The sequence below is a fragment of the Kitasatospora sp. NPDC056783 genome (genome assembly GCF_042789895.1).
Taxonomy (GTDB): Bacteria; Actinomycetota; Actinomycetes; order Streptomycetales; family Streptomycetaceae; genus Kitasatospora.
Window position 1 is genome coordinate 1 of the sequence record NZ_JBHUAF010000293.1, and the last position, 10,864, is coordinate 10,864.

General features: G+C 71.2%; 12 protein-coding genes. 8 read left to right on the forward strand and 4 right to left on the reverse strand.

Going from position 1 to position 10,864, the window contains the following annotated elements:
* Positions 1 to 228 precede the first annotated feature (228 nt).
* The 3 genes from ACFRMQ_RS30400 (at position 229) to ACFRMQ_RS30410 (ending at position 3,614) form a co-directional block, all read left to right on the forward strand.
* Positions 229 to 1,476: an Ig-like domain-containing protein gene (locus ACFRMQ_RS30400; RefSeq protein ID WP_380733898.1), complete on the forward strand. Its 1,248-nt coding sequence runs from the start codon at positions 229 to 231 to the stop codon at positions 1,474 to 1,476.
* Positions 1,477 to 1,692: 216 nt separating this feature from the next.
* Positions 1,693 to 2,913, forward strand: coding sequence for an Ig-like domain-containing protein (locus ACFRMQ_RS30405; protein WP_380733899.1), 1,221 nt, complete (start codon positions 1,693 to 1,695; stop codon positions 2,911 to 2,913).
* A 149-nt stretch (positions 2,914 to 3,062) separates the two neighbouring features.
* On the forward strand, positions 3,063 to 3,614 hold the full coding sequence (locus tag ACFRMQ_RS30410) for an ATP-binding protein (protein WP_380733900.1): 552 nt from the start codon (positions 3,063 to 3,065) through the stop codon (positions 3,612 to 3,614).
* Positions 3,615 to 3,931: 317 nt separating this feature from the next.
* Here the strand turns inward: ACFRMQ_RS30410 and ACFRMQ_RS30415 are convergent, their stop codons facing one another.
* From ACFRMQ_RS30415 to ACFRMQ_RS30425, 3 genes are all read right to left on the reverse strand, one after another.
* On the reverse strand, positions 3,932 to 4,582 hold the full coding sequence (locus ACFRMQ_RS30415; protein WP_380733901.1) for a hypothetical protein: 651 nt from the start codon (positions 4,580 to 4,582) through the stop codon (positions 3,932 to 3,934).
* Between the two features lie 256 nt (positions 4,583 to 4,838).
* A complete protein-coding gene (locus ACFRMQ_RS30420) occupies positions 4,839 to 5,021 on the reverse strand; it encodes a hypothetical protein (RefSeq protein ID WP_380733902.1) in 183 nt (60 codons plus the stop codon).
* A 52-nt stretch (positions 5,022 to 5,073) separates the two neighbouring features.
* The gene (locus ACFRMQ_RS30425) at positions 5,074 to 5,871 is read right to left on the reverse strand and encodes a hypothetical protein (RefSeq protein ID WP_380733903.1); all 798 of its coding nucleotides are present in this window, start codon (positions 5,869 to 5,871) and stop codon (positions 5,074 to 5,076) included.
* Positions 5,872 to 6,063: 192 nt separating this feature from the next.
* Between ACFRMQ_RS30425 and ACFRMQ_RS30430 the strand changes: the two genes are divergently transcribed.
* Both ACFRMQ_RS30430 and ACFRMQ_RS30435 read left to right on the forward strand, forming a co-directional pair.
* Positions 6,064 to 6,315 (forward strand): type II toxin-antitoxin system Phd/YefM family antitoxin, encoded by a 252-nt coding sequence (locus ACFRMQ_RS30430; RefSeq protein WP_380733904.1) that lies wholly within the window; start codon positions 6,064 to 6,066, stop codon positions 6,313 to 6,315.
* On the forward strand, positions 6,300 to 6,707 hold the full coding sequence (locus ACFRMQ_RS30435; protein WP_380733905.1) for a PIN domain-containing protein: 408 nt from the start codon (positions 6,300 to 6,302) through the stop codon (positions 6,705 to 6,707). Before ACFRMQ_RS30430 ends, ACFRMQ_RS30435 begins: the two co-directional genes overlap by 16 nt.
* Positions 6,708 to 6,773: 66 nt before the next feature.
* Here the strand turns inward: ACFRMQ_RS30435 and ACFRMQ_RS30440 are convergent, their stop codons facing one another.
* Positions 6,774 to 8,024, reverse strand: a complete 1,251-nt coding sequence (locus ACFRMQ_RS30440) for a hypothetical protein (protein ID WP_380733906.1) — start codon at positions 8,022 to 8,024, stop codon at positions 6,774 to 6,776.
* A gap of 476 nt (positions 8,025 to 8,500) precedes the next feature.
* On the opposite strand from ACFRMQ_RS30440, the gene ACFRMQ_RS30445 reads away from it, so the two are divergent.
* From ACFRMQ_RS30445 to ACFRMQ_RS30455, 3 genes are all read left to right on the forward strand, one after another.
* Positions 8,501 to 9,370, forward strand: coding sequence for a DMT family transporter (locus ACFRMQ_RS30445; protein WP_380733907.1), 870 nt, complete (start codon positions 8,501 to 8,503; stop codon positions 9,368 to 9,370).
* Positions 9,371 to 9,680: 310 nt separating this feature from the next.
* Positions 9,681 to 9,959, forward strand: a complete 279-nt coding sequence (locus ACFRMQ_RS30450) for a hypothetical protein (protein ID WP_380733908.1) — start codon at positions 9,681 to 9,683, stop codon at positions 9,957 to 9,959.
* A 56-nt stretch (positions 9,960 to 10,015) separates the two neighbouring features.
* The gene (locus ACFRMQ_RS30455; protein ID WP_380733909.1) at positions 10,016 to 10,792 is read left to right on the forward strand and encodes a class I SAM-dependent methyltransferase; all 777 of its coding nucleotides are present in this window, start codon (positions 10,016 to 10,018) and stop codon (positions 10,790 to 10,792) included.
* The last annotated feature ends 72 nt before the right edge of the window (positions 10,793 to 10,864 follow it).

The following is a 10,864-nucleotide window of genomic DNA, read 5'->3' on the forward strand; positions in this document are numbered from 1 at the left end:
GCCCTTCCCTTCCGCCCGTTCGGTCCTTTTCCCACCGGTTCCCACCCTTCTGGACCGTCTTCACACCGGTTTCACTCATCGTCAACACGGCTCCTCTCAGGTTTCACCCGGATGGCTTAGTTATCCTGCTCCGGCGCGTCGCCAGCCCGGCCCGAAAGATCGAGGTCCGGTGCAACTTATGGGGGCACTCAACGCGTCAAGAGAGTGAATACCGGGAGGGGAGAAACCGTGAAGACGGGGAAGACGGCCGGCGCAGCGATACGCACCACCAACCGCTACGGGCGGAAGAGTGCGATGGCGCTGGTCATGGGCGGGGTGCTGCTGCTGACCGCGGCTTGTGGCGATGACAAGGACAGCGGTTCGGGCGGTTCGGGGGGCGGCAACGCGGCTTCGGCGCCGGCGGCGGACGGCGGCGGGGCTTCCACCCCGAAGCCCTCGGCCGCGGTGTTCGCGGTCCAGCCGGCCGACGGCGCCCAGGACGTCGCGCCGAACGGGCTCCAGGTGGCCGTCTCGAACGGCAAGCTCACCACGGTCGAGGTGACCGACAAGAACGGCAAGCCGGTCGAGGGCGCGATCACCCCGGACGGCAGCGGCTGGAAGCCCGCGGCGCCGCTCGGAGTGGGCATGGCGTACAAGGTGAACGCCCAGGCCAAGGACGGCGAGGGCCTGGTGGCCGCGTCCACCACCACGTTCACCACGCTGACACCGGACAAGAAGGCCTCCACCAACGACAACATCAGCGACGGCGCCACCTACGGCGTCGGCATGATCGTCTCGGTGAACTTCAACAAGGCCGTCAAGAACAAGGACGCGGTCGTCCAGGGCATCACCTTCGAGACCAGCAACGGCACCGTGGTGAAGGGCCACTGGTTCGGCGACCAGCGGGTGGACTTCCGTCCGGAGCAGTACTGGGCGCCGGACACCAAGGTGACCGTCAAGTACCGGCTGAAGAACGTCGAGATCGCCCCGGGCGTCTACGGCGACGTGGACAAGGACGAGCCGTTCACCATCGGCCGCTCGATGATCTCCACCGCGGACGCCAAGTCGCACCAGATGACCATCGAGAAGGGCGGCCAGAGCACCACCGTGCCGGTCACCCTGGGCGCGGACGCCACGCCGTCCTGGGGCGGGACCATGGTGGTCATGTCCAAGGAGAAGGTCACCCGGATGAACTCGCAGACCGTCGGTCTCGGCGGCGAGTACGACATCAAGGACGTGCCGCACGCCATGCGGCTGACCACCTCCGGCACCTTCGTGCACGGCAACTACTGGGCCAGCCCGTTCGGCAAGACCAACGCCAGCCACGGCTGCGTGTCGATGCAGGACGTCAAGGGCGGCAGTGACGGCTCGGTCGCCGGCAAGTTCTTCAACGACTCGCTGATCGGCGACCCGATCAAGGTCGTGAACACCAAGGAGAAGACCGTCTCGCCCTCCAACGGGCTGGGCGGCTGGAACGTGGACTGGGCCAACTGGTAGGCCCTACCCGCACGTAGGGCCCGGTAGTCCGGGCCCTGCAGCGAGTCCTCCGCCGCGCGGCCCGGTCCTCACTCGTTGGGGTCGGGCCGCCGCGGTTTCCGGGGCGATGAGCCGCACCAACGGCGCAACCTTTTCGGTGACCGGATGCGTATACCGAGCGGGTCCGTCGGGTCCAACGGGGAGTTTCTCGGGTTTTTCTGAGGGAGGGAATCGACGATGCGGTCGATACGCAGGGTGGTGGCCGTCGGGCTGGTCGGCGGGGCGATGACGCTGACGGCCGCCTGCGGTGGCGGCGGTGGCGGTGCCGCGAAGGCCGACCTGGGGGCCGGCGCGGCCGGCGCCGGCGCCGGGGGCAAGCCGACGGCGACGGCCACCAGCGCGGTGCCGAAGGTCTCCAAGGCGGCCGTGAGCATCGAGCCCAAGGCCGGTGCGGTGGACGTGGCTCCGAACGCGCTCAAGGTCGGCGCCAGCGGGGGCAAGCTCACCACCGTCAAGGTGAGCGACAGGACGGGCAAGGAGGTCCCCGGCACCATCTCCGCCGACGGCGCCTCCTGGACGCCGACGGCCGGTCTGGAGGTCGGCACCGCCTACCAGGTCAGCGCGATGGCGGCGGACGCCGAGGGCGCGGTCGCCACGGCGGACAGCAGCTTCACCACGCTGACCCCGACGGCGCTGACCAAGGCCTCGGACAACGTGGACGACGACGCCACCTACGGCGTCGGAATGATCGTCTCGGTGAACTTCGGCAAGGACGTCAAGAACAAGGACGACGTCGTGAAGGGCATCACCTTCGAGACCAGCAACGGCACCGTGGTGAAGGGCCACTGGTTCGACGAGCGTCGGCTGGACTTCCGTCCGGAGCAGTACTGGGCACCGGGGACGAAGGTGGTCGTGCACTACCGGCTGAAGAGCGTCGAGATCGCCCCGGGGGTGTACGGCGCGGACCGGGACGAGCCCTTCACGATCGGGCGGTCCCAGATTTCGACGGTTGACGCCGCCGCACACAAGATGACGGTCGTACAGAGTGGTCAGTCGAGCGAGATCGACATCACCTCCGGCTCGCCCGAACACCCCACCTGGAACGGGACGATGGTGGTCATGTCGAAGGAGGGCGTGGTGCGGATGCAGTCCAGCACCATGCCCGGCATGACCGGCGCGCCGTACGACCTCCAGGTCCCGCACTCGATGCGGCTCACCGAATCCGGCACGTACGTGCACGGCAACTACTGGAGCGACGCGTTCGGCGAGGACAACGTCAGCCACGGCTGCGTGGGCCTGCGGGATGTCAAGGGCGGCGGCTCGGGCACCACGATGGGCAAGTTCTACGACGGGACGCTGGTCGGCGACGTGATGGTCGTGAAGAACTCGACCAAGAAGGAGACGCTCGACCCGGCGAACGGTCTGAGTGGCTGGAACGTCCCGTGGGGCAGCTGGTAAACGGCTGCTGAAGGGGGGGTCGGGTCAACCCGGGCTTGACGAAAGTCGGCCCGGGTCGGCCCTCTCTTGCTTCCGGCATATGCCGACTCGGGGAGATCGTTTGCTCATTGTCCGTACGCGGCTGCTTGCGTTCCGCAATGATGGTCCGCATGGCGGGTTGGGGCGAAACAGATCAGTCATCAGTTTCCGGGGCCGGTGCGGTTGCCGAGGCGTCCTGGACCGGCGTCGGCGTCCAGGGTGGGCTCTCGGCGCTGGAGCGGCTCAGCTCGGCGGAACTGGAAGCGCTGTATTCCGGAAGACTCCGCGACCCGTCCGCGCCGAACGAGGTGCGGCTGCCGTCGCGGCCGGAGTCGGCCCCGGTGGCGCGCCGGCTGGTGCTCTCCGTCCTGGAGTCCTGGGACCTCCACCAGCACCTGGAGGCCGGGGAACTGCTCACCGGCGAACTGGTGGCCAACGCCGTCCGGCACGCGGCCGGGCGCACCATCGGGCTGCACGTCAGCCGCAAGCCCGGGTGGCTCCGGGTCGAGGTCCGGGACTCCTCCCGGGCGCTGCCCTGCATGATCCTCGCGGAGGCGAAGCCGGTGAACGAGCGGGGGCGGGGGCTGCGGATCGTCGACGACCTCTCCGACCGGTGGGGGGCGGACCTGCTGCCACGGGGCAAGGGCGTGTGGTTCGAGCTGAAGGTGCGCGAGCGGTCCTGAGTCCCGGTTCTCGCGGGCTCTCGCCGGAAGACGCGCGGGGGAAGCGCGCGGGGAAAACACGCGGGGCCCCCGGATTCGCCGTGGTCCGGCGGATGGGGGCCCCTGCAAGTCATCGCGCCGGCCAAGGGGGTGCGTGCCGCGCGATGGGCGTCGGCAGTGCCAGGTCGGGCCCGCCGAAGTCATCAGCCCAGGTCGGCGTGGTGTGTCGCCCGCCGTTGGGCTGCCTCGACTATCGCACGGATCTCAGCATGTGGGCAAACCGGGTGTCTTGGAATTCAAGGTTTGTTACCTAGTTCACCTTGGGATTTCGCATAGGTTCACGTCGAGGCCTGTGAATATTCACGATCCCGGGGATGTGGCCATGGCTTGGCGGATTCGGGCGGCGTGGCGGCGCACGGCGGCCGGGGAGAGGCCTTGGCGGGGTGGTGGTGGGGTCGTGGGGGCGCTTCGGCAGGTGCGGCAGAGGCCGCCGAGGAGGGCGTGGGGGCGGCAGGGGGTACGGCAGGCGGTGCATTCGATGATGCGGGTCTGCGGTTGGGGTGGTGGGTGCGGTTGGGCGTTCGCTCTTCGGGGGGATCGGGTGCGGCGGGTGTTGACGCGTCGCCGCTGCCGCCGTCGCTGTTGTGGTCGCCGCCGGTGGCGATGAAGTGGGCCCACCACGCGTCGGAGCGGGGGGTGCGGGAGAAGTGGGTGTGGAACACCCAGCGGCAGTCCTTGGAGCTGAGGCGTTCGCGGACGCGGCGCAGGTGACCTGCGGCGGAGAGGTTGTTGAGGGCGGTGCGGCAGGCCATCTGCCCGTAGTGGGGCTGGAGGGCGGCGAGGGTCTTGACGTCCATGGCGGCGCCGTCGGGGAGGCGGTCGATGAGCGAGGCGAGGTAGGCCTCGCGGGCCGGGAGGTGGGCGAAGTCGTTGGCGGAGCGGGGGAGTTGCTCCGGCGCGGACTGCTTGCCGTATCCGGGGGCGGCCATGGCGGTAGGGTTGTGGGTAGCCACAGGTCGAGTGCTTTCGATCGTTCTGGTCAGACCCCCGTTCGGTGTTGGTAGCACCGGCGGGGGTTGTTTCGTTGCTGGGAACGCTACATGCCGGAACTGCCTGTGGAAAAGCTGTGACGATAAGTCATATCTGCTGCGTACGGGGGTGGTTGGGTGGTGGTTACCCCACCGTTCCACTAAAGGGTCACTCGGCCCGCGCGGCTTGAGCTTCGGGTGCGAACGCCCCCTCTTTCTACAACTGCCCCGCGACCTTCTCGATGAACTCCGCAGAATCGGCGACTCCGAGGGCCTCGGAGCCGCCGATGTTCGTGTGGAAGGCGGCCTCGTAGATCACGAAGTTGAATGACGAGGTCGGTCGCGCCGTGAGGTCCTCCTGGCACTTCAGCCGGACGTCCTCCTCCCCAGCCCCTCCCAAGACCACCTGGGTCGAACTCGCCCTCCCCACCCCGGCCAACCCCCACGGCTGATTACTTGACGAGCTTGGCCAGTTCCCGCGCCAGCGCCGCCGTGTCAGGGAAGTCGCCGTACTTGTCGGCGCCGCACCGGAGGTTCAGCACCCGATCGCCGATGCGGACGAGCACCGTCTCGTTGCCCAGGTAGTTCCCCTCCGGGAGCATCTTGAAGTCCAGCGCCTCGTCGCCCAGCCCGTCCAGGGGCTTGGCGACGAGGCGCACTTCCACATCGCTGTGGCCGGCGCCCGTGCCCTTCTCGGTGAACGACGGGCAGCGCGCCGCGAAGTCCCTCGTGACGGCCAGCTGCTTCGCCGCCTGCCCGGTGCGGAAGGAGTCCACGGTCACCAGGGCGGCGTACTCGTTGCCGTCGGTGGACCGTATCTGCTGGCTGGCGTACGCGGCCTCGCCGTCCAGGACGGTCATGTTGTTCATGACGCCGCACGGCGCCGTGGGCCCCAGCCCCGTGGTGCCGGAGAGGACCTGCGCCCCGCTGTCCGACGGGGTGGCGGGGCCGTACTTGGTGTTGAGGGTCCAGCCGGACGGGACGGTCTCCGCCGTGGGCAGGGAAGCCCTGAGGGCGCTGCCGAGGACGATCGACGGATCCACGGCCGGGGCGGCCGGGGTCCGCGTCGGTATGAGGGTCTCCAGCCGGAGATCCGACGGAGCCACCTTGAGCCCCGAAGGCGGGGAGAACGTGACGGTCGGGCCGCCCGGGTCCGACGAACCGCCCCCGCCCCCGCCTCCGGAGCACCCGGCCGCACCGGCGAGGGCGAGCGCGATCCCCGCCGTCACCAGAAGTTTCACCTTGACCATGCGAACCTCGCTCCCCTCGGGCCGACATGACAGCTCGTCAATCCACGCTACCCCGCCGCCCCGACGGCGGACCGGCCCGCGCCTGCGGCTGCGGCTGCGCGAGAAGTCGACCTCGCCGACTTCTCGCGCAGCCCTGCGACGCAGAGCTTCACCCCCCTCGCCCTCGGGCCCTGTCTCAGATAATCTGATTCCATGAGGCTGATGACTGCAACAGAGGCTTCGAGAAGCTTCGCCGCCGTGCTGGACTCGGCGGAGCACGGCGAGACGATCATCGTCACCCGAGGCGGCCGCCGCATCGCGGTGATCGGGCCGGCCCCCTCGGGCAATGGAGCCGCGCTCAATGACGTCCTCCGGCGATTCGGGCCGGATGAGGACTTCGCGGCGGATGTGGAATCCGCTCGCGCCCTGCTCGACGACGAGGTGACCGAGTGGCCCGCCGACTGATTCTCGACACCGGTGTTCTGATTCAGGCGGAACGGCACGGAACCGGCAGGCTGTTCGATCCCGCCGATGACGTGGCCATCGCCGCGGTCACCGCAGCTGAACTGCACCTCGGGGTGGAGCTGGCGGACGATGCCCGTCGCCTTCGCCGACAGAGCTTCGTGGACGCCGTTCTCGCGGTCGTTCCGGTGGAGGACTACACGCCGGAGACGGCTCGAATCCACGCGAGGCTCATGGCGCACGTCCGCAGGCAGGGGAAGCCGCGGGGCGCCCATGATCTGATCATCGCGGCGACCGCGGTGGCCACCGCCCGGGTGCTGGTCACGACGGACGCTTCCGCTGGATTCGCGGAGCTGCCCGGCGTCCAGGCGATCACGCTCGGCTCCTCCCTCTGAGGGTTCCGCGTGAGAAGTCGGACGGGCCGACTTCTCACGCTTCACGCGCGCTGCCGCCGCCCGGGGTCAGGAGAGGGAGAAGCCCATCTGGTTCACCACCGGCGTCATCGGCACGTACATCACTTGCGAATAGCACGTGGTCGGGTGCGCGGTGGAGCCGCTCGGGCAGCCGACCTCCGAGCGGGCGGCCACCATCACGCCCCGGGCCTCCATGTCGCCGTTCGTGCCGGACGGGTTCGCCAGTGCCGGGCCGCCGCTGTCCCCCTTCGCCGCGATCGCCCGGCGGTCGCCGCCCTTCGACTCCGCGACGTCCACCGGCCGGATCTTCGTCCCCTCGTCGTTCGTCGTCTCCACGTCGACCCGCTTGACCTGCACGTCGCACTTCCAGCCCGACTGGGCGCCGCTCAGGCAGATCAGGTCCCCGACGTTGTTGCGCCCGATCCCGTACGTGTGCCGGGACGAGCCGCCGCCGTCCGACCAGGCGCCGTCGTAGAACCGGCCGCCGCCGTTCCCGTTGACCGCGATCATGCCGACGTCGAGGCCGTCGCCGACCGAGGACAGGTCCCCGATGTAGCTGCCCGTGCCGTTGTAGTACCGGCCGCCGCCGCAGTGCGCCGCCGTCAGCACCACCTTCGTCCCGCCCCTCCAGCCGCTGAACGCCGTCGAGCAGAACGAGGCCTTCGCCGTGCTCACCTCGGCGCCCGCGTAGTACGGCACACCGTCGGAGTGCCGGCCGCCGGACAGTGCCACCGGCACCTCCCCGACGCCGGCCGTCACCGGCATCCCGGCGATCTCGGCGGCCCGCCGCGAGTACGCCAGTTCGGTCGCGTCGCCACCGGTCAGCCGTGCGGCCTTCGCCTGCGCGTACGTGATCACGATGGCGGACCCGTCCTCCTGCGGGCCGATCGACGTCCAAGCGTCGCGCGCCACGGCGCCGGTGAACCGGTCGATCGCGGCGCGCATCTCCGCGCGGGAGTGCGGGCTCGGGTGGACCTCGACGGTGTAGCCCGTGTCGGCGTGCGCGTCGAGCAGTGACCGGACCCTGGCCGGGGCCTCGCCCTTCCAGTAGAGGTCGGCGTGCTGGTTCGACGCGTCGATGACCGTCCCGGCGTACCCGGCCGCCGCCGGATCCCCGGACTCCGCCCAGTCCTGCACCGGGTCCGTCATGGCGTGGAGCTTCTGCTGGGCCAGTGGGTCCCGGAGCACCGGCAGGGTCACGGACAGGTACGGCTCGTCCCGCGCGACGTCGGCCGCGACCAGGCCGGAGCCGACCACGGCGGTCAGGGTCAGGGACAGCACGAGGCGGGAGCGGCGCATGAGCGATTCCTCTCGGCGAGCCGATGGGCCGACCACTCAGCGTAGAGGCCCGTCGACGCTCCGCCACGGCTCGCGGCCCGCCACCGGTTGCGCGCGCGACGCGGCGCGCCCCCGTCCGGGGCGGGTGGGGCGCGTGCCGCGAGGTGCCGCACGGGAAGTCGGACCGGCCGACTTCTCGCGTCGGTCGGTCGGTAGCATCGGACTCGTGAACCTGTACTGGCACGTCGTGCTGCCACCGCTCAGCGCCTGATCGGGCGCGCGCTCCGGTGGCTTGATCCCCTGTGACCCCGGCTCGGCCCGATGGTGGCCGCCGTGGGTCGATGGCGTGCGCCCGTTCTCGGAACCTCTCCCCCGATGGTCTTCGACGACGGAAGTTCACGACTGTGCCGAATCGTTTCTCTTCGCCTGCCGGTACCCCTGCCCGCACACCTGCCCGCCTGCCCGCCCGCACGCCTGCCCGTTCGCGCGGCGGCGCGGTGCCGATCCTGGTCGCCGCCGTGCTCTGGGGCACCACCGGGACGGCCGCTTCGCTGGCACCCGGCGGCGCCCCGGCGGCCGGGACCGGCGCCGCCGGGCTGGTGCTCGGCGGACTGCTGCTGTTCCTGTCCGACCGCACCGCCCGCACCCTGCCCCGGCACTGCGCGCCCCGCGAGCGGTGGCTGCTCGCCGCCGGCGCCGTCGCGGTGGCGGGGTACCCGGTCGCCTTCTACCCGGCGGTGAGCCGGACGGGCGTGGCGGTGGCCACCGTGATCGCGCTCGGCAGCGCCCCGGTGTTCACCGGGCTGCTCGGCCGGCTCGCCCGGCAGGAGCGGCCCGGCGGGCGGTGGGCCGGGGCCACCGCGTCGGCGGTGCTCGGCTGCGCCGTCCTCGTACTGGGCCCCGAACTCGCCGGTGGCGGTACGGAGGTGGACCCGCTGGGCGTGCTGCTCGCGGCGCTCTCCGGGCTCTCGTACGCCGTGTACTCGCTGATCGGCGGGGGGCTGATCTCGCACGGGCACCCCTCGGGCGGGGTGATGGGGGCGATGTTCGGCGGCGGGGCGCTGATCGTGCTGCCGGTGCTGCTGTGCGGCTCGCCCGGCTGGCTGTGCTCGGCGCGCGGGGCGGGTGTGGTCCTGCACCTGGCCGTCGTCACCACCTTCCTCGCCTACCGCCTGTTCGGCCACGGCCTGCGGCACACCACGGCCCGGACGGCCACCACACTGACCCTCGCCGAACCGGCCGTCGCGGCGGTCCTCGGCGTGGCGGTGCTGGGCGAACGGCTGCCGGCCGTCTCCTGGTGCGGCCTCGCCGTGCTGGCGGGAGGCCTGGCCTTCCTGGCACTGCCGGGGCGGCGGCCCGCCGCGTGAGAAGTCGGCCCGGCCGACTTCCCGCGTCGCGCCGCCGCCCGGGCGCGATGGCTCTCGCCGAGGCGGCGGTGCTCGGCGTGGCCGCGGTGGGCGCTCCACGGTCCCGGCGCCCCGGCCGGAGTGCCTCCGATAATCGCTGGGCCGGGCGAAGGCGCGTGGCCATACTGATGCGATGTGCTTTCGAAGGGGGACTCCCAACCGGCACCACGTGTGCGTGTCCTGTCGTTCCTCGTTCAAGAAGCGTGGCGCGTCGGCGAGTCGGTGCCCGCGCTGCGGTGGAGGGCTGATCGACGCGGGCCAGGACCTCGCGGTGCCGAAGCGGAGCGACACCGCCGGGTGGCGGGCGTTGACCGCCCTGCTGAACGCGGGCGTCACGTTCCACTCCGGCTGCTGCGACGGGCCCGGCTGGCGGCCCCGCACACCGCGCGAGGTGCGGGAGCGACTGGCCGCCGCGGCGGGGACGGGCGTGCCGCTGACAGCGGCGCTGACGACGGTCGACATCGACGAGCTCCGCTCCGGGCACGCCTCGCGCCTCACCCCGAGCCGTCGGGGTGGACCGTCCGGCACCCGGCGGCGAGCGGCTCGCTGAGCGCCTGTTCGGGCGAACCGCTTGCCGTCGGCTGACGCGTTTGCCGGGCTGGGTGGATGGGACACCTGGGGAACGCGAGCGCACCGGCGGCGTACGACCGGATCGGCGTCGGGTACCGGCGGATCCGGCGGCCGGACCCGAGACTCGACGCGCTGATCGGGTCCGCGCTGCGCGGGGCGCGCACGGTGGTCAACGTCGGGGCGGGGGCCGGGTCGTACGAGCCGGCGGGTGCCGAGGTCACGGCCGTGGACCCCTCGCAAGTGATGCTCGACCAGCATCCGGGACGGCGGAAGGTCAAGGCCTCGGCCTCGCGACTTCCCTTCGCCGACGGGTCGTTCGACGCGGCGATGGCCGTGCTGACCGTGCACCACTGGCCGGACCCGCACCAGGGGCTGGCCGAACTGCGCCGCGTCGCCCGGCGGCAGGTGGTGTTCACCTGGGACCCGGCGCACCGGCCGCAACTGTGGATGACGGAGGACTACCTGCCGGAGATCCGGGCGCTGGAGGAGAGCCGCTTCACCCCGCTCGCCGAGGTGGTGGAGGCCCTGGACGCGCACACGGTGCTGCCGTTCCGCATCCCGTACGACTTCACCGACGGCTTCCAGGTCGCCTACTGGCGGCGGCCCGAGCTTTACCTCGACCCGGCCGTCCGGCAGGCCAGTTCGACCTTCGCGACGCTGTCGCCGGAGGTGGTGGAGCCGGCGATCGAACGGTTGCGGGCCGACCTCGCCTCGGGGGAGTGGCACCGGCGGAACGCCGATCTGCTCGACCGGGAGAGCGTGGACTACGGGTACCGCCTGGTCGTCGCGGGCGAGCGGCCGACGGCGGGGTAACGGCGGCGGTAGCCGCCCGGCCGCTGCCGCTGCGCGAGAAGTCGGCCGGACCGACTTCTCGCGTGATCAGGC